The 24,908-nt window shown below is 41.1% G+C and carries 24 protein-coding genes, 1 riboswitch and 1 other annotated feature; of the genes, 11 read left to right on the forward strand and 13 right to left on the reverse strand.

Features of this window, described 5'->3' with window-relative positions:
- Positions 1-184: 184 nt before the first annotated feature.
- The gene (gene desB, locus HNR43_RS05215) at positions 185-1,264 is read left to right on the forward strand and encodes a Delta(10) desaturase DesB (protein ID WP_183242129.1); all 1,080 of its coding nucleotides are present in this window, start codon (positions 185-187) and stop codon (positions 1,262-1,264) included.
- A gap of 97 nt (positions 1,265-1,361) precedes the next feature.
- Here the strand turns inward: desB and HNR43_RS05220 are convergent, their stop codons facing one another.
- The 5 genes from HNR43_RS05220 to pckA form a co-directional block, all read right to left on the reverse strand.
- On the reverse strand, positions 1,362-2,087 hold the full coding sequence (locus HNR43_RS05220) for an energy-coupling factor ABC transporter ATP-binding protein (protein WP_246346251.1): 726 nt from the start codon (positions 2,085-2,087) through the stop codon (positions 1,362-1,364).
- The gene (locus HNR43_RS05225) at positions 2,087-2,821 is read right to left on the reverse strand and encodes an energy-coupling factor transporter transmembrane component T family protein (protein WP_343055726.1); all 735 of its coding nucleotides are present in this window, start codon (positions 2,819-2,821) and stop codon (positions 2,087-2,089) included. The genes HNR43_RS05220 and HNR43_RS05225 overlap by 1 nt, the downstream gene beginning before the upstream one ends.
- A complete protein-coding gene (locus tag HNR43_RS05230) occupies positions 2,818-3,786 on the reverse strand; it encodes an energy-coupling factor ABC transporter permease (protein WP_183241889.1) in 969 nt (322 codons plus the stop codon). Before HNR43_RS05230 ends, HNR43_RS05225 begins: the two co-directional genes overlap by 4 nt.
- Positions 3,787-3,835: 49 nt before the next feature.
- Entirely contained in the window at positions 3,836-4,813 is a 978-nt protein-coding gene (locus HNR43_RS05235; RefSeq protein ID WP_183241891.1) for an N-acetylmuramoyl-L-alanine amidase, read from the reverse strand.
- A gap of 117 nt (positions 4,814-4,930) precedes the next feature.
- Positions 4,931-6,517: a phosphoenolpyruvate carboxykinase (ATP) gene (gene pckA, locus HNR43_RS05240; protein ID WP_183241894.1), complete on the reverse strand. Its 1,587-nt coding sequence runs from the start codon at positions 6,515-6,517 to the stop codon at positions 4,931-4,933.
- A gap of 174 nt (positions 6,518-6,691) precedes the next feature.
- Positions 6,692-6,800, forward strand: a riboswitch (SAM riboswitch).
- 121 nt (positions 6,801-6,921) lie between these two features.
- Here pckA and metK point away from each other — a divergent pair.
- On the forward strand, positions 6,922-8,127 hold the full coding sequence (gene metK, locus HNR43_RS05245) for a methionine adenosyltransferase (protein WP_004888955.1): 1,206 nt from the start codon (positions 6,922-6,924) through the stop codon (positions 8,125-8,127).
- A 63-nt stretch (positions 8,128-8,190) separates the two neighbouring features.
- Entirely contained in the window at positions 8,191-10,080 is a 1,890-nt protein-coding gene (gene asnB, locus HNR43_RS05250) for an asparagine synthase (glutamine-hydrolyzing) (RefSeq protein WP_183241896.1), read from the forward strand.
- On the opposite strand, the gene HNR43_RS05255 is transcribed toward asnB, so the two are convergent.
- The 3 genes from HNR43_RS05255 to HNR43_RS05265 form a co-directional block, all read right to left on the reverse strand.
- The gene (locus tag HNR43_RS05255; protein ID WP_183241898.1) at positions 10,071-11,198 is read right to left on the reverse strand and encodes a glycosyltransferase family 4 protein; all 1,128 of its coding nucleotides are present in this window, start codon (positions 11,196-11,198) and stop codon (positions 10,071-10,073) included. The genes asnB and HNR43_RS05255 overlap by 10 nt on opposite strands.
- Before the next feature lie 13 nt (positions 11,199-11,211).
- A complete protein-coding gene (locus tag HNR43_RS05260; RefSeq protein ID WP_183241899.1) occupies positions 11,212-11,730 on the reverse strand; it encodes a phosphatase PAP2 family protein in 519 nt (172 codons plus the stop codon).
- A gap of 75 nt (positions 11,731-11,805) precedes the next feature.
- The gene (locus HNR43_RS05265) at positions 11,806-12,336 is read right to left on the reverse strand and encodes a gamma carbonic anhydrase (RefSeq protein ID WP_183241901.1); all 531 of its coding nucleotides are present in this window, start codon (positions 12,334-12,336) and stop codon (positions 11,806-11,808) included.
- A gap of 82 nt (positions 12,337-12,418) precedes the next feature.
- Between HNR43_RS05265 and HNR43_RS05270 the strand changes: the two genes are divergently transcribed.
- The 3 genes from HNR43_RS05270 to HNR43_RS05280 are packed head-to-tail and all read left to right on the forward strand — an operon-like array spanning position 12,419 to position 14,888.
- Positions 12,419-13,237, forward strand: a complete 819-nt coding sequence (locus tag HNR43_RS05270; protein ID WP_183241903.1) for an alpha/beta hydrolase — start codon at positions 12,419-12,421, stop codon at positions 13,235-13,237.
- A complete protein-coding gene (locus HNR43_RS05275) occupies positions 13,212-14,282 on the forward strand; it encodes a tetraprenyl-beta-curcumene synthase family protein (RefSeq protein ID WP_183241905.1) in 1,071 nt (356 codons plus the stop codon). Before HNR43_RS05270 ends, HNR43_RS05275 begins: the two co-directional genes overlap by 26 nt.
- A gap of 42 nt (positions 14,283-14,324) precedes the next feature.
- Positions 14,325-14,888 carry a Uma2 family endonuclease gene (locus tag HNR43_RS05280; protein ID WP_183241907.1) on the forward strand — a complete coding sequence of 188 codons (564 nt, stop codon included), beginning with the start codon at positions 14,325-14,327 and terminating at the stop codon, positions 14,886-14,888.
- Between the two features lie 41 nt (positions 14,889-14,929).
- Here the strand turns inward: HNR43_RS05280 and mnmM are convergent, their stop codons facing one another.
- Both mnmM and mnmL read right to left on the reverse strand, forming a co-directional pair.
- Positions 14,930-15,502, reverse strand: a complete 573-nt coding sequence (gene mnmM, locus HNR43_RS05285) for a tRNA 5-(aminomethyl)-2-thiouridylate-methyltransferase MnmM (protein ID WP_183241909.1) — start codon at positions 15,500-15,502, stop codon at positions 14,930-14,932.
- Positions 15,502-16,452 carry a tRNA modification radical SAM protein MnmL/YtqA gene (gene mnmL / locus HNR43_RS05290; RefSeq protein ID WP_183241911.1) on the reverse strand — a complete coding sequence of 317 codons (951 nt, stop codon included), beginning with the start codon at positions 16,450-16,452 and terminating at the stop codon, positions 15,502-15,504. The genes mnmM and mnmL overlap by 1 nt, the downstream gene beginning before the upstream one ends.
- 124 nt (positions 16,453-16,576) lie before the next feature.
- On the opposite strand from mnmL, the gene HNR43_RS05295 reads away from it, so the two are divergent.
- Together HNR43_RS05295 and HNR43_RS05300 are read left to right on the forward strand one after the other, a co-directional pair.
- On the forward strand, positions 16,577-16,840 hold the full coding sequence (locus HNR43_RS05295) for a YtzC family protein (RefSeq protein WP_003397789.1): 264 nt from the start codon (positions 16,577-16,579) through the stop codon (positions 16,838-16,840).
- A 10-nt stretch (positions 16,841-16,850) separates the two neighbouring features.
- Positions 16,851-16,991, forward strand: a complete 141-nt coding sequence (locus tag HNR43_RS05300; RefSeq protein ID WP_009361597.1) for a hypothetical protein — start codon at positions 16,851-16,853, stop codon at positions 16,989-16,991.
- Between the two features lie 36 nt (positions 16,992-17,027).
- Here HNR43_RS05300 and HNR43_RS05305 read toward each other — a convergent pair whose 3' ends face one another.
- Positions 17,028-17,804, reverse strand: coding sequence for a hypothetical protein (locus HNR43_RS05305; RefSeq protein WP_183241913.1), 777 nt, complete (start codon positions 17,802-17,804; stop codon positions 17,028-17,030).
- A gap of 715 nt (positions 17,805-18,519) precedes the next feature.
- Positions 18,520-18,732: a binding site (T-box leader), on the forward strand.
- 62 nt (positions 18,733-18,794) lie between these two features.
- Between HNR43_RS05305 and leuS the strand changes: the two genes are divergently transcribed.
- The gene (gene leuS, locus HNR43_RS05310) at positions 18,795-21,212 is read left to right on the forward strand and encodes a leucine--tRNA ligase (protein WP_183241915.1); all 2,418 of its coding nucleotides are present in this window, start codon (positions 18,795-18,797) and stop codon (positions 21,210-21,212) included.
- A 61-nt stretch (positions 21,213-21,273) separates the two neighbouring features.
- Positions 21,274-21,570 carry a rhodanese-like domain-containing protein gene (locus HNR43_RS05315; RefSeq protein ID WP_183241917.1) on the forward strand — a complete coding sequence of 99 codons (297 nt, stop codon included), beginning with the start codon at positions 21,274-21,276 and terminating at the stop codon, positions 21,568-21,570.
- A gap of 35 nt (positions 21,571-21,605) precedes the next feature.
- Here HNR43_RS05315 and HNR43_RS05320 read toward each other — a convergent pair whose 3' ends face one another.
- The gene (locus HNR43_RS05320) at positions 21,606-22,871 is read right to left on the reverse strand and encodes a BaiN/RdsA family NAD(P)/FAD-dependent oxidoreductase (protein WP_183241919.1); all 1,266 of its coding nucleotides are present in this window, start codon (positions 22,869-22,871) and stop codon (positions 21,606-21,608) included.
- Positions 22,872-22,971: 100 nt separating this feature from the next.
- Between HNR43_RS05320 and HNR43_RS05325 the strand changes: the two genes are divergently transcribed.
- Positions 22,972-24,597 (forward strand): putative polysaccharide biosynthesis protein, encoded by a 1,626-nt coding sequence (locus HNR43_RS05325; protein ID WP_183241921.1) that lies wholly within the window; start codon positions 22,972-22,974, stop codon positions 24,595-24,597.
- Between the two features lie 14 nt (positions 24,598-24,611).
- Here HNR43_RS05325 and HNR43_RS05330 read toward each other — a convergent pair whose 3' ends face one another.
- Positions 24,612-24,872, reverse strand: a complete 261-nt coding sequence (locus tag HNR43_RS05330; protein ID WP_082180290.1) for a hypothetical protein — start codon at positions 24,870-24,872, stop codon at positions 24,612-24,614.
- Between the last annotated feature and the right edge of the window lie 36 nt (positions 24,873-24,908).

The following is a 24,908-nucleotide window of genomic DNA, read 5'->3' on the forward strand; positions in this document are numbered from 1 at the left end:
TACACAACTACATTTCATGTTTTGTAACCATATCATATAAATAAATCATATAACCTAGTAATAAATTCTATTGACAGGACAAGAATGTAAATGATACGATGACAATAAGCTTTAGAAAGAGATGTTTGAATATTCATTTCTTTTTGAAGTGAAGTGTTTACGTATGAGGGGAGTTTTTTTATTGATGAAACAATTTCATTCATTTGGGTGGTACGCGGCTCGCATTGCTCCGTATTTACCTGAGGAAGCGTTCCGTCCTGTTCCATCTCGTCTGTTCGGTGGTCTTGCTTACATGCTCGTTTTAGTTAGTAGCATTGTCACGATTTCTTTATTTGATCTACATTGGTTATGGAACGGATTGCTTTCGGTTGTTATTGGATTTTGTTTTGCAGGTTTAGGGTTTTTAGGGCATGAAATTTTGCATGGAACGGTCGTAAAGCGAGCTTGGCTTCGTGATTTATTAGGTGGCATCGCGTTTTTGCCTCTATGCACAGGTCCAAAGTTATGGAGAAAGTGGCATAACGCAACGCATCATGTGCATACTCAACATGAGGAGCTTGATCCAGATGCGTGGCCGACGATCAAACGTTTAGCCCAAAGTCGTTTTCTTCGTTGGATTTACCGTATTCCGTTTCCGATTCGTGCGTTTTTCTCATTTTTGTCTTTAGCAGGGATGTTTACAGCTCATTCGCTTCATATGCTTCTTCACTTTTGGAAGGAGTTTGAACGGGGCAGTCGCCGCGCCGTATTTTGGCAGTTTGTCTTACCTTGGTCGATATGGATTGGGCTATTGTTGATAATCGGAGTAGAAAAATGGCTCTTTGCGTTCGTTCTTCCACTGCTTATTGGAAATGCGATCGTTATGGGGTACATTTCAACGAACCATCGCTTAAATCCACTCGTTCCGGTTAACGATCCGCTAGCTAATAGCTTAACAGTTATTGTGCCGAAATGGATCGATGTGTTGCATTTTAACTTTTCACACCATACAGAACATCATTTATTCCCAGCAATGAGTTCAAAATATTACCCGCTAGTTAAACAATATATTAAACAACTATGGCCGGATCGTTATCATGAAATGCCGATGACAAAAGCATTAATTGCGCTATGGAAAACGCCACGCCTTTATCATGAACAAACAGAACTCATCGAACCGCGCGAAGGATACGTGTACGGAACGCTCGGAAATGGATTAAATATAGATGACCTTTCGCATAAAGTGAAAGAAAATGTTTTAGAAAAAATGGTCAAACAAAAATAAGCCAGCTTGTCGACTTTGTCGACAAGCTGAAGCGCCATATACCGGCGCTTTTTTTGTTTGTAGAATAAAGATAAGACGTGGGGCAATGAGCCACGCCTTATTTTCTCCCTTGGAGCATAAGAGGGAGCTCTAAGTGATGTTCGTGTAAAAACGGTTCGTTCGTTAATACGTTTTCTGTCGGTCCGTCGTATACGATCGTTCCGTTTGCGAGTACAATCGTTCGCTCACAACATTCAAGCACAAAGTCGAGGTCATGTGTCGTTACAATTTTTGTGTGTGGCAACGATTGAACGAGATGAATGAGCGTTCGCCGCGCTTTCGGATCAAGAGCCGCTGTTGGTTCATCCATCAGCAAAATTTTCGGTTCTGTTGCGAGCACAGTTGCTATAGTGACGAGCCGTTTTTCCCCTTCAGACAAACGATAGGGTGGGCGGTCTTTTAAATGCATAGCGCCAACGATTGTTAAAGCTTTTGTTACCCGTTGTTTCACCTCATTTTCATTTATGCCGTCATTGCGAAGTGCAAATGCGACATCCTCGTAGACAGTCGGCATAAACAATTGATCGTCTGCTTGTTGAAATGTAAAGCCAACAATCTGACGAATATGTCGTAACGTTTGTTTCGACATGCGCATGTTGTCAATGACAATGCATCCACTTTGGGGCGTATATAATCCGACGAGCAGTTTTAATAACGTCGATTTTCCTGCACCGTTTGCTCCAATGATGCCGATGCATTCTCCTTGTTGAACGGAAAAAGAAACATCACGAATGGCTTCATGACCATCTGGGTATATGTAGAAAACATTTGATACATTTATCATCATATGACCACCAAACGATAAACGATGAACAATGTAATCGTTACATATGTGTATATCATCTCTCTCGTTGTCCATCGTTTTATTTTTATATGCATACGTTGAATAGAAAAGCCTCGCAACGTCATTGCTTCATACACGCGCTCAGCACGATCGAAAGTTCGTAAAAGTAAGTGTCCGACGAGCGATCCCCAAACAGATAATTTGATAGCACGATGGCGTGGAGCCCGCAACATGTACGCCTGACGAAGTCGTTTTGCTTCCTCTAAAAATAAAAAAATGTATCGATATGTCAAAAGTAATTGAATAACGAGAAAGCGTGGGATGCGCAAAGAAAGGAGCGCCCCTGCAAGTTGTTCAATCGGTGTAGTTAAAAATAAAACGGTTGCTGCAAGTATTGCAAGCGTGTTTTTTAAAACAAATGTAGAAAAAGCCAACCATCTTGCTTCGATGTACCAATGAAAAAATAATATATGTTCATCAATAAAAAGCAATTGCGAAACTCCTATGGCTGTAGCAAATGGCAATGAAGCGATGAGTACGTGTTTTATATGACGAATGGGGAGGCGATAAAAAATGATCATAGCGATCGGGTAAAGCGATAACGGCATCAATTCAATAAAAGCATATGAATGAAACGAGGCAACGACGAAGATATATGTAAACGTTATAATTAGTATGCTTAGCGGATGAATATTACGTCGTTGCACAATGTTTAGCATAGGTGGATAGATCACGCTTCTTTTCTCCATTTTTTAATAATAATGTATGGCGCCATGATTGCTACAGCAACAATGAATGTACCGATAATACCAGAAATACTTGTCCCGATATCTAGCCATCCGATCGACGTGCCTCCGCCTTTCAGATTGTAGTCAGGAAGCAAAGCAAGCGATTGTTGGAGACGTTCAAGTGCATGATGAACGGCCGTTGTTGCACGCAGTTCATCCGTACCGATCGCATGAAAAACAGACCATTCCAATCCATCTGGCTTAGAAGAGGCGATGGATGAAAAAATGCCACCAATCATTAGAGCGAGCAAACCGAGCGTCCCGACGAGGCGATTGATCGGCGTCTCTATTGTTGTCGAAAGCTCTGGTTTTGTTTTCATAACAAAGGAGATAATAGCGGCTGTAGCTATCCCTTCTACAATGCCAATCGCTAAATGAATAGGTTGCATAAATAATGTGAAAGTTGTAAATGGAAGCTCGACTTTGCCAGACAATAATGTTTGAACGACGACACTAAATGCACCGAGTTGTAATCCAACGACAGCAGCAATGATGGAGGCCAACCATATGTTCGTTCGACGAATGAGCCGCTTGTATACAGGATAGGCGATAAAACATGTGTAAAAGCCGAGATTAAGCACGTTACATCCGAAAGCTAACAGGCCACCGTCTGCAAAAAAGAGTGCTTGTATAAATAAAACGACGGATAACGTTAAAAATGCTGCATACGGACCGAGCAAAGCGGCGAGCAACAGTCCGCCTCCTAAATGTCCACTGGATCCTGTACCTGGAATAGCAAAGTTAATCATTTGCGCGGCAAATACAAATGCTCCGAGCACTCCCATAAGTGGTAGCTTTTTTTCATCGGCTTCGATGTTCAATTTTTTTAATGAGTAGCTTGCTATACCTGCTGTAGCCCCCCACATCGCCACTCCTACCGTAGGTGAAATGAGCGCATCTGCCATATGCATAGCCAATCCCCCCTCATGCTTTATTATAGGGGAGATGTATGCTTAAAAGCTATTTTATTTTTTCTTTTAGCTTACTTACTATATAATTTTTCGTCTTTTCGTCATAAACGCCATTTTTATTTCCATCAGAAAACATTAGGTTGACCCGTTTCACGGCATCTAACGTTTTTTGACCGAATATCCCGTCTTCTGCTCCGCATTTGAAGTTGATTGCGTTTAGTGCTTGTTGTAAGAAGCGCACGTCTTCACCACGATCACCGTATCGTAATACTTTATTCGGAAGTTTGCTTATCAATTGTTCGATTGGATTTTGTTGTTTTAGTGGTTGATTGGCCGATTGTGATGGAGGCTTGACTTCTGTCTTGTTTACTTGCTTTTCGATAATTATTTGTTGGCCAGGCTGTAATGTTCGTGGATTGATGTGTGGATTTAGACGAAGTAACGTTTTTACACTTACTCCTGTTTTTTGGCTAATTGCCCATAACGTATCTCCTTGTTGAACGGTATATTGTTTTACTTCTTCTTTGATCTGAACAGTGACGTTCTCTTTTTCATTTAGTACTTCTAAGTAGTTAAAGCACGGACATTGTTTCCATTCATATCCTTTCAGCTCGTTATGTCCTTTTACGTCTTTATAGTTCGGCAAGATGCTGACAAGTGTTTTGTATAATGCTTTCAATGATTGTTTTTGTTCATTCGTCGGTTGTTGTGTGCGAAAATCCCCTGTTAAACAAATGCCGATGCAGTATGAGTTATGGTTGCCAACATGGTAACTAATTGTTTCTAAATCGTTGCAAAAATGAATTGTTCCGTCTTGTTCGATAACAAAATGGTATCCAATTCCTGGCCACCCCTTACTAACATGATAATTAGCAAACGCAAATGCCGAGCCTGTTTTTGTTAAACTATGATGAATAATAATATGTGTTTTTTGTTGCAGTGTTGTTTTTTTATACGACTGTCCAGAACGAGTAGGGAGAAGATGACGTATATCTTTTAATTGGGGGAGAGCAAATAGTCCATTCATTTTGTATCCTCCTTTTGTTCACTTCTATACACTACTATATGTTTCATAGTAAAAATGGTTTGTACGAAGTCATTAAAAATAAAAAAAGCTGCCGAATAAGCAGGCAGCTTTTGTCGTTTATCCAATTGGTCCACCGAACTGTTCAATGCGTGGATCAACGTTTTTGAATTTCTTGAAGTTTTCGCGGAACTTCGCTGCAAGTTCCTTTGCTTTTTGTTCGTAAGCTTCTTGATCCGCCCATGTACTTTTTGGTTGTAGCACTTCATCAGGGACACCTGGGACGTGAAGTGGAATGTGTAATCCGAAAATAGGATCTTGAACGGTTTCGACGTTGTTTAATTCTCCTTCTAACGCTGCTTTCACCATCGCGCGCGTATACGACAGTTTCATTCGTTCACCAACGCCGTATCCACCACCAGTCCAACCGGTGTTCACTAAAAAGACTTGAACGTCGTGAGCATCGATTTTTTGTCCGAGCATGTCTGCATACCGTGTTGCTGGAAGTGGTAAAAACGGTGAACCGAAGCATGTAGAGAACGTTGCTTCAGGAGCTGTGACCCCGCGTTCTGTACCTGCTAACTTGCTTGTATACCCGCTTAAGAAATGATACATTGCTTGCTCTTTTGTGAGTTTGCTAATTGGTGGCAATACCCCGAACGCGTCCGCTGTTAAAAAGACGATTGTATGCGGGTGACCAGCAACGCTTGGCTGAACGATGTTATCCATCGCTTCAAGCGGGTATGCTGCACGTGTATTTTCAGTTAACGTCGCATCGTCATAGTTTGGTATGCGCGTATCTGGGTCAATCATGACGTTTTCTAATACCGAGCCGAAGCGAATCGCGTCAAAAATTTGTGGCTCTTTTTCACGTGATAAGTTAATGCACTTGGCATAACATCCGCCTTCAATATTAAAGACACCGTTGTTTGACCAACCGTGCTCGTCATCGCCAATTAAGCGACGGTTTGGATCAGCAGAAAGCGTCGTTTTCCCTGTCCCTGATAAACCAAAAAAGAGCGCGACATCGCCTTCTTGACCTACGTTTGCTGAGCAGTGCATCGGGAAGATTCCTTGCTCTGGCAATAAGAAGTTCATGACGGAGAAAATTGATTTTTTCATTTCACCTGCATATTCTGTTCCACCAATTAGCACAGTGCGACGTTCAAACGAGATGATAATAAACGTTTCTGAACGCGTGCCGTCAACGGCTGGATCGGCTTTAAATGTTGGAGCAGAAATGACTGTAAATTGTGGCTCATGCGCTTGTAATTCTTCCGTTGTTGGACGAATGAACAACTGATGGGCGAATAAGTTATGCCAAGCAAATTCGTTGACAACTTGAATCGGCAAGCGATAAGCTGGATCGGCGCCTGCGAAGCCATTAAATACAAACAATTCTTCTTTTGTCATTAAATAGTCGATTACTTTGTTGTAAAGTTTATCAAATACTTCTTCAGAAATTGGCTGATTGACAGTTCCCCAATCAATTTTATGTTTCACGGATGGCTCTTCGACAATATATTTATCTTTCGGGGAGCGACCTGTATATTTTCCTGTTGTTGCACAAATCGCTCCTGATAAAGTAAGAATGCCTTCTTTCCGAGTTAATACCTTCTCTACTAGTCGTGGTACAGATAAGTTATGAAAAACCCCATCCCTTTGTAAGAGTGTCGATAATTTGTTTGTCAGTTCAATGGAATTCATTGGACAAAACCTACCTTTGTTTGATTTATCTTTATGTAAAAAGTATAACACATTTTAATAAATAGTCCATACTAATTCGTGTATTTTTCTTGAATTTATTTTCAAAATCATTACAGTAGAAAAAACGTTGACTCGCTGATGATATATGTGATATGATGCTGAGATGAACGGATACTCTTATCCCGAGTTGGTGGAGGGAGACAGGCCCGATGAAACCCAGCAACCGTCACGTATGTGAAAAGGTGCTAACCTGTGGCAAGGGAACGCCCTTGAACGATAAGAGTGAAAGGCGCAGACAAATGCAAAAACCTTTCCTCTGAAGGAAAGGTTTTTTTCACGATAGACCATAATAAGAGGGATGAGTACCGTATCATTTGTCATTATTATTGAGGAGGAATGTTTGAATGCCTAAACGTCGTCTGTTTACGTCTGAATCTGTAACGGAAGGGCATCCGGATAAAATTTGTGACCAAATTTCCGATGCGATTTTAGATGCGATTTTAGCGAATGATCCAAATGCGCGTGTTGCGTGTGAAACGAGCGTAACAACAGGGCTTGTTTTAGTGAGCGGGGAAATTACAACATCTACATATGTAGATATTCCGAAAATTGTCCGTGAAACGATTCGTGAAATTGGCTATACGCGCGCAAAATACGGCTTTGATGCAGATACGTGCGCTGTATTAACATCAATTGATGAACAATCTCCAGATATTGCGATGGGTGTTGACAAAGCGTTAGAAGCTCGTGAAGGGCAAATGACAGATGAAGAAATCGAGGCGATCGGTGCAGGTGACCAAGGATTAATGTTTGGCTTCGCGTGCAACGAAACGAAAGAGCTTATGCCGCTTCCAATTTCGCTCGCACATAAACTTGCGCGCCGTTTAGCTGAAGTGCGTAAAGAAGATATCTTACCTTATTTACGTCCAGACGGAAAGACGCAAGTGACAGTTGAGTATGATGAAAACGGCAAACCTGTACGCATTGATACGATCGTTGTTTCAACACAACATCATCCAGAAATTACACAAGATCAAATTGTGCGCAACATTAAAGAGCATGTCATTCAACCTGTTGTTCCAGCGGAGTTGATCGATGAGAACACAAAATATTTCATTAACCCAACAGGTCGTTTCGTCATCGGTGGCCCACAAGGTGACGCAGGGTTAACAGGACGCAAAATTATCGTTGACACGTACGGTGGTTATGCTCGTCACGGTGGTGGAGCGTTCTCAGGAAAAGACCCGACGAAAGTAGACCGTTCGGCAGCATATGCCGCTCGTTACGTAGCGAAAAACATCGTTGCAGCAGGTCTTGCAGATAAATGTGAAGTGCAGTTAGCGTATGCGATCGGTGTGGCGCAACCAGTATCAATTTCCATTGATACGTTCGGCACAGGTAAAGTATCTGAAGATGTATTAATTGAAGTGGTGCGCAACAATTTTGACCTTCGCCCAGCAGGCATCATTAAAATGCTTGATCTTCGCCGTCCAATTTACAAACAAACAGCTGCTTACGGTCACTTTGGTCGCACAGATATTGATCTTCCTTGGGAGCGTACTGATAAAGCGGAAGCGTTAAAACAACAAGCGTTACAGTTAGCGAAGTAAGAAAAAGGGAGAGAGTTACGACAATGTAGCTCTCTCTATTTGTTAGTGAAACGGGGTGAAAACATGTGTGGCTTTGTTGGGGTTATATATGATCAACCAAATCAAATATGCGGTGAATGGAAACAAACGTTTCGTCAGATGAATGATGCGATTGTTCATCGTGGACCAGATGACGAGGGATATTTTTTCGATGAGCATGTGCATTTTGCTTTTCGTCGTCTGAGCATTATTGATTTAGAGGCAGGTCACCAGCCGCTTTCCTATGAAAATGATCGATATTGGATTATTTTTAATGGAGAAATCTACAACTATATTGAATTGCGCGAGCAACTTGAGCAAAAAGGATATAAATTTACGACACATTCAGATACAGAAGTTATTTTAGCTTTATATGCTGAAACAAAAGAGGCTTGTGTTCAACAATTGCGCGGTATGTTTGCTTTCGTCATTTGGGACAAAGAAGAAAAAATAGTATTTGCTGCACGCGATCCGTTTGGTATTAAGCCATTTTTTTATACGATTGAAGATGATCGTCTTCTCGTTGCTTCGGAAAAGAAAAGCCTCTTATTAGCAATTGATGGGGATATCAACAGAGAAGCACTCCATCATTATTTAACGTTTCAATATGTGCCAGAGCCACTTACAATGACAGCAAATATTTTTAGACTGAAGCCTGGGCATTATATCAAGAAAAAAATTGGCGAGCAACCGATGTTTGTTCGTTATTTTACCCCAACATTTACGCCGATCCATCAATCAGAAGAAAAGTGGATTAGTGATATTCGCGATGCACTATTCAAATCGATTGAAGTGCATATGCGTAGCGATGTGCCTGTCGGTTCTTTTTTATCCGGTGGGATTGATTCTTCCCTTGTTGTTGCGATAGCTAAACAATTTCATCCGCAGCTCGAGACATTTTCGGTTGGATTTGCTCGAGAAGGGTTTAGTGAAATAGATGTGGCGAAAGAAACAGCTGATCAGCTACATGTTCGACATTACAGCTATATTATTTCTCCAGAAGAATACGTACAAGCACTTCCACGTATTATGTGGCATATGGATGACCCGCTTGCTGATCCTGCCGCTGTCCCGCTTTATTTTGTCGCTCGTGAAGCGAGAAAGCGTGTGACGGTCGTTTTATCAGGTGAAGGGGCAGATGAATTATTTGGAGGTTACAATATTTACCGTGAACCACATTCTTTACGCCTGTTTAATCATCTCCCTCAGCCGATAAAGCACGTATTACGCATGCTCGCTCGTCTTCTTCCAGAAGGAGTGAAAGGAAAAAGTTTTATCGAACGCGGTACGACACCATTGCGTGATAGATATATTGGCAACGCAAAAATGTTTGAGGAAAAAGAAAAAGCCCTTATATTAAAAGGATACAAGAGCGATTGGAAATATACGAACGTAACGAAACATTTATATGATGAAACAGCGTTATACGATCCCGTCGAACAAATGCAATATGTCGATTTGCATACGTGGTTATGTGGAGATATTTTGTTAAAGGCTGACAAAATGACGATGGCTCATTCGCTTGAGTTGCGTGTCCCGTTTTTAGACAAAGAAGTGTTCGCTGTAGCCAAGCATATCCCTGCCCATTTGAAAACAGCTAACGGTACAACAAAGTATATATTGCGGAAAGTGGCAGAAGGTATTGTTCCAGATCACGTATTGCATCGTAAAAAACTCGGTTTCCCTGTTCCGATTCGTCACTGGTTAAAAGATGAACTGTACGATTGGGCAAAAATGATGATCCAACAAAGTGAAACGAATCATTTATTCCATAAGCATGTGCTTTTGCAGTTGCTTAATGATCATGCGACAGGAAAAGCCGATTATAGTCGAAAATTATGGACGGTACTGATGTTTATCGTTTGGCATGCCGTGTACGTAGAAGAAAAGTACGATTTTGCAAAGCCATCTCCGTTTCTCCGCTCTTATGCGTAATGGGACTGGCGTTTGTGCATCACTTGTTCATAGTGGGAAAGAAGTTCGGTGAATATGCTGTTCCAGTCTTTCGTTTTTGCGTATTCCCGAGCGGCTTTCCCCATTTGTTTTCGTTTTTCTTTATTTTCTAACATATATTCAATTGCTGCTCGCCAAGCGTTTAAATCATGAGGAGGGCACAATAAACCTGTTTGTTGCTCTTTCACAATTGTTGTCACGCCACCTCGATCTGCGCAAACAACCGGAGTGCCTGATGCGAATGATTCTAATACGACATTGCCAAACGTTTCTGTTGGTGATGGAAATGCTAGTACATCTGCGAATGCATATGCTTCAGCGAGTGCCTCTCCGCTTAAAAAACCTGTAAACGTCACATTGCTTGGAGCTACTTGTTGTAATTGCCCTTTTAGCGGTCCGTCTCCAACGATCATCCAACGAATAGAAGATGGCATTTGTTTGGCGAGTTGGATGAGTAAATCGACATTTTTTTCCCGCGCTAACCGTCCGACATATAAAACGATATACGGTTCAGTAATGTCATATGCTTGTCGAAATGGCTGGTTGTCTTTTCTCGGATAAAATGTTGTGCAATCGACGCCGCGCGACCAAATGTGTAAGTTTGTAAAGCCACGCTGTTGCAAGTGATTGAGCGTTTCTTCAGAAGGAACGAAAATTTTTTCGGCAGAACGATGAAACCAATGCATATAACGCCAGAGCCACGGTGATAAAAAATCGAGGTTGTAGTAGTGTAAGTATTGATCAAAATGGGTATGATAAGAAGCGACGAAGGGGATATTCATTTTTTTGGCATAATGCAAACCACACAAACCAATATTAAATGGAGTAGCAATGTGGATGAGCGTTGGTCGAAATTGCTCTAGCTGCTCTCTTATAGTCATCGTGTTTGGGATTGCCAAACGACATTCGGGATAAAGAAAAAAACGAAAGCTTTTGAAGTGATAAATACAATTTGTCGAAACATCTTCTGACCGCGTTTCCGGAGCGAAAACGCGGTATTCAACTTGGTGGTTTTCTAAAAAATCGACCCATCTTTTTAATGTACGGGCTACCCCGTTTACTTCAGGGGCGAATGTGTCAGTGAATAAAGCAATTTTCATGCCCATTCCTCCCTTATAAAATGACAGAAAATGAAGCGACGCCAAACAACGTACCGAGCATACAACCAGCAAGCACATCAGACGGATAATGGAGCCCTAAATAAATGCGCGAAACAGCGACACTACATGCGATCGGCAACAGCCAAATCATTAATGGTGGAGCGTATAATAAAAATGGAATAACGACAGAGAATGTGGCCGTCGTATGTCCTGATGGAAATGAATGGTCAGTTAATGGGTTTTTTGTTACTTTCGTGTTATGCAGTGAAATATACGGTCGTTTGCGAGGATACATTTTTTTCATTATTGCGACAGGAATATGGCTAAGTGCTAAAGCGATCGCACTTGCGATGGCAGTAGCGCGCCATTCATCACGCAATAACCAAATGGCTAGCATAACCGCTGTAATTGAAAATGTTGCGCCTCCGATGTGTGTAATCGAACGAAAATAGGCGTTTAGCCATTTCCGATCAAAATAACGATTAATGCTGTAAAACAACTTGCATTCCCAATCGTACCATTTTCGTAACATAAGCAAATCCCCCTGAATTTATGATAAAATATATATGTTAAGTCAATAATAAAACAATGTAAAAATACCACGCTCTTATTTATTGCGTGGTTTGTTTAATTGAAGCGACTTATAATATTGTCCTTTTTCAACATATTCGCGGCGAATGCGTGCCATTTCACGCTCATCTTCTTCGGTTAATTCTCGAATCACTTTTGCAGGACGTCCGAATGCAAGTGTGCGTGGCGGGATTTTTTTTCCTTGAGGCACGAGGCTGCCAGCACCGATAAACGCACCTTCACCAATTTCAGCACCGTCTAAAACGATCGAACCCATGCCGACGAGAGCGCCTTTTCTAATGATCGCACTATGTAAAATGACTTGATGACCAACGGTGACATCATCTTCAATGATGAGTGGATTGTTTGGACTTTGATGAAGGACAGAGTTGTCTTGAATGTTTACACGGTTACCGATGATTGTCGGCGCGACATCTCCGCGAATGACCGTGTTAAACCAAACGCTCGTTTCCTCTCCAATCGTTACATCACCTGTGATGGTAACGTAATCGGCGATGAACGCAGAAGATGCAATGTTTGGTGTATGTTCTTTATAAGGATAGATCATTTGACTCGTTCCTTTCGTTTCAATTTATTATATTTAGTGTACAAATTTTTCGGCTATTCGTAAATATAAAGGGGGGTAGTATATGTGGAAATGGGAAGGAGAAAACGCTAAAGGAACGATCGTGATCGTTCACGGTGCAGCTGAGCATCACGGTCGTTATAAATGGTTGATTGAAATGTTTCGCATGCACGGTTTTCACGTTGTTGCAGGAGATTTACCGGGGCAAGGAACGACATCACGCAGTCGAAGAGGACATATCGATTCATTTGACGAATATATTGAAGCAGTCGCAAGTTGGGTTCATGAAGCAAGCGTGTATGAACAGCCTATTTTTTTACTCGGTCACAGCATGGGTGGGCTCATTGTTATTCGTACATTGCAAGAAAAGCGTCTTCCTGTGCGCGGTGTCATTTTATCTTCTCCATGTTTAGGGCTCGTTCATTATCCGTCCAAAGCACTTGAAATCGCCTCGCGCATTTTAAATATTATTCATCCGAAAAAGCGTTTTCCATCAGGGTTAACGGTAGAGATGGCTACCCGAAACGAAGAAGTGCGCGAGATGGACAAAAATGATTCATTATATGTGACGAAAGTGTCTGTTCGTTGGTATCGCGAGTTAGTCAAAGCCATTCGTATTGCTCATGAGAAAATTGCAGATTTGCCAGACGTTCCGATGCTTGTCATGCAAGCAGGAGATGATAAAATTGTCGATAAAAGTGCAGTGAAAACATGGTTTGATCAGCTGACGGTAAGCGAAAAAGTGTATAAAGAATGGCCAAAACTATATCACGAGATTTTTAACGAACTTGAACGTGAACAAGTATTTTTATATGCCCATACGTTTTTAACGTTGCAACTGCAAAGAGGTGAGCTTATTGAGCGTTCCAACAAATCCGTTTAGTCTCATGCGAGCTGTGTATCGTCGCGTTTTTCCGCTTGTTCACCGCGAACTAGCTGTTTGGAAAAAAAGAGCAGAAGCTATTCCGGATGAAGAATTGCGCAAACAAGCGTTAGCGAGCATCGCGACAAAAACGTTTCATTGCGAGGGAGGCGCGATTTTATCGTTGCTTGCAGGAAAAGAAATGGAGCGATGCATTCGTTTTATCGTTGCTTATCAAACGATTAGTGATTATCTAGATAATTTATGCGATCGTAGCACGTCGCTTGACCCGACTGACTTTCGTGCGTTGCACGATTCGATGATCCATGCGTTAACTATCGGGGCAAAAAAAGAGGCATATTATCGTTATCGTACCGAACAAGATGACGGTGGCTACTTGCATGCCCTTGTCGATACGTGCCAAGAAATGTTGCAAGGAGTTCAACATTATGAAGTGATCGCTCCATTTTTACATGAACTTGCATCATATTATTGTGACTTACAAGTACATAAACATGTAAAAAAAGAAGAGCGCATTCCGCGCTTGAAGCAATGGTTTGCTAAGCATGAAGCATCGTTGCCGAAAATGGAGTGGTACGAATTTTCCGCTTGCTCTGGTTCGACGCTCGGTATTTTTTGTTTAGTCGCTTACGCTTATAACGACTCGTTTGATATTCGCCTCGCTGAACGGGTACGGAATAGCTATTTTCCATATGTACAAGGGCTGCACATTTTGCTTGATTATTTCATTGATCAAGAAGAAGACCGACAAGGTGGAGATTTAAATTTTTGCTTTTATTATCCGAATGAGGAGACATTATTTGCTCGTTTACGTCATTTCATTGAAGAAGCAGAACGCCATATTGCACAGTTGCCGCATCGTGAATTTCACCGCTTTATTCATCGTGGCTTGCTCGGATTATATTTATCAGATGAAAAAGTGCATGAGCAAGAAACGATTCGTAAGCTAGCGAAACAATTGTTGCGCGCTGGTGGCATGACATCTCACTTCTTTTACTGGAACGGCAGAATGTATCGAAAATGGCAAAGATGGATGTATGTATGAGAAAATCGCTGTATAATGAAAGAAAAGAAAAGAGGGATGATCATGTCGTTGCCTCGCTTTTCGCATGTGACGTATGAACAATATTTAATGATGCGCCAAAATAGTGATGAAAGGTTAGAATACATTAATGGTATTGTTTATATGACTCCTTCGCCTAGCATTCAGCATCAACTTGTATCGAGCAATCTTCATACGATATTTGGGAATTATTTAAAAAGAAAGACATGTAAAGTATTTGCGGCTCCAACAGATATTGAATTAGTGAGTGAGAAATGTTCTGAGCGAAAACTTGTCATTCCTGATTTAAGCATTATTTGTGATCCATCAGGATTTACAGACACAAAATATGTTGGCGTTCCAACGTTAATTGTTGAAATATTGAGCCCTTCCAATCAAGCGCATGATTTAGTAACGAAATTTAATTTATATATGGAATATGGTGTAAAAGAATATTGGATCGTTAATCCGATGAAACAAGCAGTTACCGTTTATGCATTAAATGAAGACGGGTTGTACGAGCAGGCAGATATTAAGGTGAGCATAGGGATTGTTCAATCTGTTTACTTTTCGGATTTGTTTGTTGATTTAGAAGAAATATTTCACTAACTAAACAAAAGTAGCGATAGGGAGAACTGATCGCTACTTTTTTATCTCTTCTCAATCGCGACGATAAACGGTGGATAGTTGACTTGATTCATAAATTCGTATCGAATGACATGCGCGCGTTGTTGATCGATTGTTGAGACGTATTGCAAAAGGGCATCACGTTCGATCGCTCCTTCGGGATGGCCGTGGTAAATGACGAGGACAATCATTCCTTCAGGAGCCATGATTTCAAGCAATTGTTCAATCGCAGCAATTGTTGAGTTTGGCTTTGTGACAATTTGTTTATCTCCCCCGGGCAAATAACCGAGATTAAACATCGCACCGGTTATGCGTCCTTTATATTCGAGAGGGATATGCGCATCAAGTTCTGCGTGGCTTGCTTGCACAAGCGTGACCCGTGCTTCCATATGATGTTCGCGCAATCGTTTTGTCGTATTTTCAATCGCTTGTGCTTGAATGTCGAACCCGAACACATGTCCAGACGATCCGACACGTTCAGCTAAGTAAAGCGTATCATGACCGTTACCAACCGTTGCATCGACGACGATATCCCCTTCTTTGACCGCTAAGTCGATAAGCGAGCGCGCAAACGGTAAAATGCGCATTAGTTTCATTATTTTTCTTCCTTTCGCACATATTTTTTTCCTTGATAGCTATTACGTCGCTCTAGTTCAGCATCGATGGCGTTTAACACTTCCCATTTGTTGACGCTCCACATCGGACCGATCATTAAATCGATTGGGCCGTCACCTGTAATGCGATGAACGATCATTTCTGGCGGCAATACTTCTAACTGATCGCAAACGAGTTGAACATACTCATCGAACGTTAAAAAGCGGAGCATTCCTTTTTCGTATTGCTTCACCATCGGCGTTCCTTTTAACAAATGAAGCAAATGGATTTTAATGCCCTGTACATCTAAATGCGCGACCGTCTTTGCTGTTTCCATCATCATGTCATACGTTTCAAGCGGCAATCCGTTAATAATATGGGCACAAACACGAATACCGTGTTTGCGTAGCTTTTGTACCCCTTCTACATAGCACGAAAAGTCGTGTGCGCGGTTAATTAAAGCAGCCGTTTGTTCATGAACAGTTTGTAAGCCAAGCTCGACCCATAAATACGTTCGTTCATTCAATTCGGCTAAATACTCAACGACATCATCTGGCAAACAGTCAGGTCGTGTAGCGATTGATAAACCGACGACACCGTCTAAATGTAACACCGATTCGAATTTTTCACGCAAGACGTCAACGGGTGCATGCGTATTTGTGAACGCTTGAAAATAGGCGATGTATTTGCCATCTTTCCATTTCGTATGCATTTTTTCTTTAATCGTATGAAATTGTGTCACTAAATCGTCTGTTCGTCTGCCAGCAAAATCACCGGAACCCGCAGCGCTACAAAATGTGCAACCGCCATACGCGACCGTGCCGTCGCGATTTGGACAGTCAAATCCTGCATCAAGCGACACTTTAAACACTTTTTCGCCGAACGTTTGGCGTAAATGATAATTCCATGTATGGTACCGTTTATTGTCGTTTGTATATGGAAAAGGATTCATGTTTATCACCTCGCATCATTTTAGCATTGTAGCACGTTTCAAGCGTGAAACTCAATGGTGCTGTGATAAACGACAAAAAAATGTACAAACTATAAAGCGATAGAGAAGAAAGGAAGGGATGCGTATGGCAACAAGACAGTCGATGGATGAATTTTTGCAGCATTGTGAAGATGTGCTTCGCTATGCAAAAGAGCAATATACAGAAGCAAGCAAGCTTGAACATTATAACGATACAGAATATGTAAAAGCCCAGCAAATGCTCGAACATGCGGTGACCGATTTGGCGCATTTTTCGTTAAGTTGTAACGCCCAGCAGCGCGAACAATTACATCGCATGCGCCTGCAGCTTGAACAATTACAAAACGATATGATTTTACTTCGTCACTAGGAGGAAAACGATGAAAAAACGTTCAAAACAAAACAATCCAGAACAAAAAACGTTGCATGCGAAAGATTTTGGTGATCCGATAAAAGAAGTGAAACAAAGGAATGCGAAAAAAGGGCAAGAAGCAAAGGCAGAATATCATAATGAAACGTAATTTCCCCACTCGGACATGCTCCGGGTGGGGGATAGTTTAGTTTTGCTTCAAAATATCATCTAGTTTTTCTTTGGTAAGGTTTGTCACACCGTAAAAAACGGGATCGATATATGTGCTTGATGTTTTTCCTGCTAATTCATATTCAATTTTTGGTGTAACAATATAAAAGTGAGCGTTTTGTTCTGCCTTTTCAGCAAAAGTAAAATACATATTTATTGTTTCGTTTGGCCTTACACTCTGTTTTTCCGATTTATCGTTTATTTTTACATCTTTTGTCTGTAAATAAGTGTTTTCTACAGTTACATCCTTTATTTGAATCGTATGTTCTGAAATGTTTTTCAGCTTTGCTTGAAAAAATTGCGTATTTGGATAAGCTGTCACATACTCATTTTGTGGAGTAAATATCCCTTTCTCGTCCACAGCTAACTTGATCTGACCGATCGGGAATGTCTCTTTGTATTTTTGATCAAATATGAGAGTTATTTTAGATAGTGTCGCGCTACTTACTTCTTTTAAACGTAAATTTACAGCGACATTAAATAATTGAAAGTCTTTATATTTATCACCTTTGATAAGATCATATTGCATGTCATCGATTGCGTGTGAGATTTCGGGAAAGTCGATAGATGTCACGTTTGTTAGAGGACTGTCACTAAGTAAAATGAAGTTAAGAACGAAAGGATCATCTTTTTTTGCTACATATACACCGTCCCATTTCCCGAAAACAATAAATTTTTTCATTTGTTCCGACTGGCATCCGAGAATAAGAAAACTGACAAGTGTACAGAAAATGAGAAAAGATTTTTTAATCATAAGCACTACTACCCTTTAACTTAGTTTTTGTAAACTACCTTTAAATAATGAGTTGAAGTTGGCTCGTATGCGTCATGGTGGGAGGTTGTTTCTTGACCAAATTTATCTTTTACTACTTTTACATAGTATTTATTAAAATCACCAAATAATCCAAGCTTTGAGTATTTATTTTTATCTGCAGGAATTTGAATAGCTACAGAATAAGATTTGCTTTTCGACCAACTTAAGTTAAGTTGGTTTTTAATAGCTTCAGTGATATCAAAGGTTGCTCCACCTGTAATTTGTAACGTAGTTGTAGTAGTTTCTGACCATACATAGCAGTCAGAATAGGCCTATGCTGAGGTTAAATAAGTTTGAAACTTTTCAGTAACAAGAGAAGGCCCACTAATTTTTGTAACTTTATATGTTGCTTCACCACAAACGATACAATCTGAGTCATCTCCTTGGGGTTTCTGAGCCAATGAAGAGATTGGGGATATAAAAACAAGAATGAAAAATAAAAAGAATAGGTGTAAATTTTTCATTATTTATCCTTCCTTTCTAAAATTTATTATAAAACATCTTAATTATAAAAAAAAGTAATAAAAAGTAAATGAAATTTCGAATTTTTCATTTATATGAAAATTTGTTATATTTTTTAGTTATGAAACAACACTTAAATACACTTGCAACGAGGGTGTAAATTTTTTAAAATAATGTGTATAATGAAATAATGGAAATGACGGTGAAAAGGAGTAGTAGTAAACAAATGGCATGCAGAGAGTTGACGGGTGGTGCGAGTCAACCGAAGTTTGTTTACGAACTCGCCTTGGAGTTGCGTGTGCGAATGAAGTAGCGTGCGCCGTGAATCTGCGTTAATGATGAAAGTGAGTGCACGATTCGTGCGCTAACAAGGGTGGTACCGCGGGAGAATCCTCTCGTCCCTTTTTGGGATGAGAGGTTTTTTGTTTTTCATTTTTGTTAAAAATGGATTAAAAGGAGGTTTGTCACGTGAGTTTTAATCATCGTGAAATTGAGAAAAAATGGCAAAAGTATTGGGAAGAAAATAAAACGTTCAAAACGACGGAAGATGACGGAAAGCGAAAGTTTTATGCGCTTGACATGTTCCCGTATCCATCCGGCGCAGGATTGCATGTCGGTCATCCAGAAGGATATACAGCGACGGACATTTTAGCGCGCATGAAGCGCATGCAAGGGTATAACGTATTGCACCCGATGGGGTGGGATGCGTTCGGATTGCCAGCGGAGCAATACGCACTGGATACAGGAAATGACCCAGCCGAATTTACAGAAAAAAATATTAACAACTTCCGCCGTCAAATTAAATCGCTCGGTTTTTCATATGACTGGGATCGCGAAGTGAATACAACTGATCCAAACTATTACAAATGGACACAATGGATTTTCTTAAAGCTATATGAAAAAGGATTAGCGTACATGGATGAAGTGCCAGTCAACTGGTGCCCAGCGTTAGGAACGGTATTAGCGAATGAAGAAGTGATCGATGGAAAAAGTGAGCGCGGCGGTCACCCAGTCATTCGTAAGCCGATGAAACAATGGATGCTTCGCATTACGGCATATGCGGACCGTTTGCTTGAAGATTTAGAAGAATTAGACTGGCCTGAAAGCATAAAAGAAATGCAACGCAACTGGATCGGTCGTTCAGAAGGAGCAAATATTCATTTTCAAGTTGATGGACATGATGAAACGTTTACGGTGTTTACAACGCGTCCAGATACGTTATTTGGTGCAACTTATGCCGTGCTTGCCCCTGAACATCCGCTCGTTGAAAAAATTACAACACCTGAGCAAAAAGAAGCAGTTGAAGCTTATTTAAAACAAATTCAAAGCAAAAGCGATCTTGAGCGCACCGATTTAGCGAAAGAAAAAACAGGTGTATTTACGGGAGCGTATGCGATCAACCCAGCCAATGGGGAAAAATTGCCGATTTGGATCGCCGATTACGTGCTAATGAGTTACGGTACAGGAGCGATTATGGCAGTGCCGGCGCATGATGAGCGCGATTATGAATTTGCGAAAAAATTCAATTTGCCAATTAAAGAAGTTGTTGCTGGTGGCGACATTTCAAAAGAAGCATACACAGGCGACGGGGAACATGTGAACTCTGATTTCTTAAACGGTTTAAATAAAGAAGAAGCAACGAAAAAAATGATCGAATGGCTAGAGGCCAACGGAAAAGGAGAGAAAAAAGTTTCGTATCGCCTTCGCGATTGGTTATTTAGCCGCCAACGTTATTGGGGTGAACCGATTCCGATTATCCATTGGGAAGACGGAACGATGACACCAGTGCCAGAAGAAGAGTTGCCGCTCGTATTGCCGAAGACAGATGAAATTAAACCGTCAGGCACAGGAGAGTCTCCACTAGCAAACATTGAAGAATGGGTGAACGTTGTTGACCCGAAAACAGGCAAAAAAGGTCGCCGCGAAACGAATACAATGCCACAGTGGGCAGGAAGTTGCTGGTACTACTTACGTTACATCGATCCACATAACGATAAACAACTAGCAGACCCTGAAAAACTAGAAAAATGGCTACCTGTTGACATTTATATTGGTGGGGCAGAACATGCCGTATTACACTTACTATACGCGCGTTTTTGGCATAAGTTTTTATACGATATTGGCGTTGTGCCAACAAAAGAGCCATTCCAAAAGCTATTCAACCAAGGGATGATTCTTGGGGAAAACAATGAAAAAATGAGCAAATCAAAAGGAAATGTCGTCAATCCAGACGATATTGTTGAAAGTCATGGGGCGGACACATTACGTTTATACGAAATGTTTATGGGGCCTTTAGAAGCATCGATTGCATGGTCGACAAAGGGGCTTGACGGTGCACGTCGCTTTTTAGATCGTGTATGGCGCTTATTTGTTGAAGAAAACGGTGAATTAAATCCAAAAATCGTTGATAACCCAGAAACAGATACGCTTGAGCGCGTATATCATCAAACAGTGAAAAAAGTAACAGAAGATTACGAAGCGCTTCGTTTCAATACAGCGATTTCACAGTTAATGGTATTTATTAATGAAGCATATAAAGCGCCTGTATTACCAAAAGTGTATATGGAAGGATTCGTGAAGCTATTGTCTCCAGTTTGTCCTCATATTGCTGAGGAATTATGGGAGAAGCTTGGACATAACAATACGATTGCATATGAAGCTTGGCCAGCATATGATGAAGCGAAATTAGTTGAAGATGAAGTTGAAATCGTCATTCAAGTAAACGGAAAAGTGCGTGCGAAACTACACGTTCCTGCTGATGCAACGAAAGAACAACTTGAGCAATTGGCAATGGAGGACGAAAAAATTAAAGAACAAATCGAAGGAAAAACGGTGCGTAAAGTGATCGCTGTCCCAGGAAAGCTAGTGAACATTGTTGCAAATTAATTATAAACAAGCCTCTCACATATGCGGTGGGAGGCTTTCGTTAAAAGAAAGGGAGAGATCGATGAAAGAAATGACAGCAGTACAGCTAAAACAAATGATACAAGCAGGTGAGCATGTTCACGTCATTGATGTACGCGAAGATGAAGAAGTCGCCTTCGGAATGATTCCATCAGTGATACATATAAAAATGGGGGATATTCCAGAAAGAATGAACGAGCTAGACAAAAATGAAACGTATATCATTATTTGTCGTTCTGGTGTTCGTAGTGAGCATGTGTGTCGTTATTTAGAGGCGCATGGGTATGATGTTTGTAACGTCATTGATGGCATGCTTGGCTGGGATGGAGAACTTGTATAATGGAAGAAGCCAATAAGATCGCTTGATCGACGATCTTATTGGTTTGCATAAATGGCAGCATGCATACCTGCAAGCCGACCGGTCACGAGCGCTGCAGTAATATTATAACCGCCTGTGTAACCGTGAATATCTAAAATTTCTCCACAAAAATATAAACCTTTCATCAGCTTAGATGCCATTTCTTTCGGATGTACTTCTTTGACAGATACCCCCCCACCTGTGACGAACGCTTTTTCAAGCGGCAATGTGCCATGTACGGAAAAAGAAAATTTTTTAAATAAGGCAACAAACGCCCTCACTTTGTCGTGGCCTAACGTGCTTGCGACAGTTTGTGGATCAATCGTTGCTTGCTCGAGTAAAAACAATACGTATCGCTCTGGAAGGGGAAGCGTCGCCTTAACAATAGTTTTTATTGTTTTTTTCGGTTGTTCTTTCACGGCGCGCACAATACGTTGAAATAATGTCTCTTCCTTTTCATCTGGCAACGCATCAATCGCCATGGTCACAGAAGATTGTTTTTTTAACTGTTTCACAACGAATTGGCTACATCGTAAGGCAGCTGGTCCTGAAATACCGAAATGCGTAAAAATCATATCCATCCGATGTGTGACGATTGGTTTTCCTTTTTCATTTAATACGCTCAATGCCACATCGCGCAATGATAGTCCTTGTAACGTTCGCTTTTGAATAAATGGTTCATGTGAAATAATCGGCACTTCTGTTGGAAATAGTTCGGTAATTGTATGTCCCGCTTTTTCTGCCCATGCGTAGCCGTCACCTGTTGAACCGGTATGTGGCACAGATTTGCCACCAACGGCAACGACAACTGCTTTTGCTCGAATCATTTCCCCTGTTTGCAGTGTCACCCCATATACGGATCCATCTTTATATTCAATGTCTTTTACAGGGGTATGAACGCGAATGTCGACGTGCAATCGTTTTAACTCGTGAAGAAGGGCTTGTACGACAGATTGTGCACTATCGCTCACCGGGAACATACGACCATGGTCTTCTTCTTTTAACGGAACACCGAGCCGTTCAAAAAAATGAATAATATCTTCATTATTAAACAACGAAAATGCGCCATATAAGAAACGACCGTTCCCTGGAATATGTTGAATGAGTTCATCGATCGGTTTTCGGTTCGTCACATTGCAACGCCCACCGCCTGAAATCGCTAACTTTCGTCCGAGTTTGTCCCCTTTATCAATAAGGAGGACACGTCCACCTTGTTCTCCGGCGGCGATGGCTGCTATCAGTCCTGACGGTCCTCCACCGATGACCACAACATCATATGTCATCACTTTCACGTCCTTTCTGTTATGATTATAATGATTTTATGGAAAAGAAAAAAGTGTGCTAAAATAAGTGAAGCAATGAATCCGTTAAGGAAGGGATAATATGTCATCATCAAAGTTGTTAAGAGGCACATTTATTTTAACGGGGGGCGTGTTTTTATCGCGCATATTAGGTCTTATATACGTCTTCCCATTTTATCAGCTGGTTGGAAAACAAGGAGGAGCCCTTTATTCGTATGGCTATGTTCCATATACGTTGTTTATTAGTATTGCAACGATGGGTGTGCCGCTTGCGGTATCCAAGTTTGTGTCGAAATACAATGCGCTTGGGGAATATGCGATTGGACGAAAATTGTTTCGGTCAGGGATAACGTTAATGGCAATCACTGGTTTTCTCGCATGGCTCATTTTATATATGAGTGCGCCACTATTAGCCCCATTTGTCGTAAATGATGATGGTCACGGCAACTCGATTGCCGATGTCACCTCTGTCATTCGTGCAGTCAGTTTCGCTTTATTGCTTGTGCCGATGATGAGCTTAATTCGAGGGTTTTTTCAAGGGCATGAGTCAATGGGACCGACGGCGCTTTCGCAAGTTGTTGAACAACTTGTACGCATCGTCTTTTTGCTTGCGGGTAGTTATATCGTTTTACGTATTTTCGACGGTTCACTTGTGACTGCCATTCAAGTGGCAACGTTCGCAGCATTTATCGGTGCAGTTGGTGGACTAGCTGTTTTATTTATATACTGGTTTAAGCGAAAATCGTTTTTAGATGAAATATTAAAGCAAGATCGTGGCACGATCCATATGTCGTTAAAAGATATGTATAAAGAGCTGATCGCCTATGCAGCTCCATTTGCTTTTGTTGGGTTAGCGATGCCGCTATATCAGCTTATTGATCAATTTACATTTAACAAAGCGATGGCGAGCATCGGGCTTGGTTCGATTTCTGAAGACGCATACGGCATTTTTAATGTATGGGCACAAAAGTTAGTCATCATTCCTGTGACACTGGCTACATCGTTTAGTTTAACGCTTATTCCGACGATTACGAAGGCGTACGTGCAAGGGGAAAGCAAGCAGTTACGAAAGTATTTAAACGATACATTTCAAGTCGTCATGTTTATTACGTTGCCAGCTGTTATCGGTATGGCTCTTTTATCTGAATATGTATATGCAGCTTTTTATAGCTATGATCCACTAGGAACAGAAGTGTTACGAGCATATGCGCCAACGGCCATTTTCTTTGCTTTATTTTCTGTGACGGCAGCTATTTTGCAAGGAATTAATAAACAAAAGTTTACTGTAATCAGTTTAACAATCGGACTTTTGTTTAAATTATTTTTTAACTATATACTTATCGTCTCGTTTGAAACGATGGGAGCCATTTTAGCGACGACAATCGGATATGCATTGTCAGTTGGATTAAACTTATGGGTTATTCAACGTTACACAAATTATCGGTATCATTTTGTCGCCAAGCGTATATTGTTTATGGGGATTTTGACGGCGATCATGTGCGCAGTCGTTTGGCCGATTGTAAAACTTATGGATCGTGCCCTGCATTACAATGGGAGCATGATCCAATCCGTGATCATTGTTGCTTTTGGTGGACTCATTGGAGCGGCTGTTTATTTTTATTTAAGTGAACGATCAAACTTGCTATATGCTTTATTTGGCAACCGTTTTTCATTTTTTAGAAAAAAAGAAAAGAAGGCTGTGTCATAGCCTTCTTCTTTCTATTAGAAGTCGCTGCTAAATGGAAATCCGAGTTGACGCTCAACGCGTTGGAGACGTCGATTTAAATTGTTAATTTGTTGTTGTTGGCGCTCTGTTATGCGCTCAAGGCGATCGACGCGGCGTTCGAGGGAACCGCTTGGAAAATTTGGTGTGCCCGGAAATCCTGGTGTGCCCGGAAATCCACTAGGGAATCCTGGTGTGAACGGAGAGCCCCCGTAATAAGGCATGCCCGGCATTTGTTGCTGTTGTTGGCGTTCGTCCATTTGGAAAACTCCTTTCGCTTTAATTGTTACGTAGGC

Origin of the sequence: Anoxybacillus mongoliensis, assembly GCF_014201515.1 — a bacterium.
Lineage (GTDB): Bacteria > Bacillota > Bacilli > Bacillales > Anoxybacillaceae > Anoxybacillus > Anoxybacillus mongoliensis.

Excerpts from the sequence above, each read along its gene's own strand:
- mnmM (WP_183241909.1), bottom strand. The coding sequence starts at position 15,502 with ATGAAACTAATGCGCATTTTACCGTTTGCGCGCTCGCTTATCGACTTA.
- HNR43_RS05265 (WP_183241901.1), bottom strand. The coding sequence starts at position 12,336 with ATGATCTATCCTTATAAAGAACATACACCAAACATTGCATCTTCTGCG.
- pckA (WP_183241894.1), bottom strand. The coding sequence starts at position 6,517 with ATGAATTCCATTGAACTGACAAACAAATTATCGACACTCTTACAAAGG.
- HNR43_RS05255 (WP_183241898.1), bottom strand. The coding sequence starts at position 11,198 with ATGAAAATTGCTTTATTCACTGACACATTCGCCCCTGAAGTAAACGGG.
- asnB (WP_183241896.1), top strand. The coding sequence starts at position 8,191 with ATGTGTGGCTTTGTTGGGGTTATATATGATCAACCAAATCAAATATGC.
- HNR43_RS05325 (WP_183241921.1), top strand. The coding sequence starts at position 22,972 with ATGTCATCATCAAAGTTGTTAAGAGGCACATTTATTTTAACGGGGGGC.
- HNR43_RS05270 (WP_183241903.1), top strand. The coding sequence starts at position 12,419 with ATGTGGAAATGGGAAGGAGAAAACGCTAAAGGAACGATCGTGATCGTT.
- HNR43_RS05315 (WP_183241917.1), top strand. The coding sequence starts at position 21,274 with ATGAAAGAAATGACAGCAGTACAGCTAAAACAAATGATACAAGCAGGT.
- HNR43_RS05320 (WP_183241919.1), bottom strand. The coding sequence starts at position 22,871 with ATGACATATGATGTTGTGGTCATCGGTGGAGGACCGTCAGGACTGATA.
- mnmL (WP_183241911.1), bottom strand. The coding sequence starts at position 16,452 with ATGAATCCTTTTCCATATACAAACGACAATAAACGGTACCATACATGG.
- HNR43_RS05330 (WP_082180290.1), bottom strand. The coding sequence starts at position 24,872 with ATGGACGAACGCCAACAACAGCAACAAATGCCGGGCATGCCTTATTAC.
- HNR43_RS05305 (WP_183241913.1), bottom strand. The coding sequence starts at position 17,804 with ATGATTAAAAAATCTTTTCTCATTTTCTGTACACTTGTCAGTTTTCTT.
- HNR43_RS05280 (WP_183241907.1), top strand. The coding sequence starts at position 14,325 with ATGTCGTTGCCTCGCTTTTCGCATGTGACGTATGAACAATATTTAATG.
- HNR43_RS05220 (WP_246346251.1), bottom strand. The coding sequence starts at position 2,087 with ATGATAAATGTATCAAATGTTTTCTACATATACCCAGATGGTCATGAA.
- HNR43_RS05235 (WP_183241891.1), bottom strand. The coding sequence starts at position 4,813 with ATGAATGGACTATTTGCTCTCCCCCAATTAAAAGATATACGTCATCTT.
- HNR43_RS05260 (WP_183241899.1), bottom strand. The coding sequence starts at position 11,730 with ATGTTACGAAAATGGTACGATTGGGAATGCAAGTTGTTTTACAGCATT.
- HNR43_RS05300 (WP_009361597.1), top strand. The coding sequence starts at position 16,851 with ATGAAAAAACGTTCAAAACAAAACAATCCAGAACAAAAAACGTTGCAT.
- metK (WP_004888955.1), top strand. The coding sequence starts at position 6,922 with ATGCCTAAACGTCGTCTGTTTACGTCTGAATCTGTAACGGAAGGGCAT.
- HNR43_RS05230 (WP_183241889.1), bottom strand. The coding sequence starts at position 3,786 with ATGCATATGGCAGATGCGCTCATTTCACCTACGGTAGGAGTGGCGATG.
- desB (WP_183242129.1), top strand. The coding sequence starts at position 185 with ATGAAACAATTTCATTCATTTGGGTGGTACGCGGCTCGCATTGCTCCG.
- HNR43_RS05295 (WP_003397789.1), top strand. The coding sequence starts at position 16,577 with ATGGCAACAAGACAGTCGATGGATGAATTTTTGCAGCATTGTGAAGAT.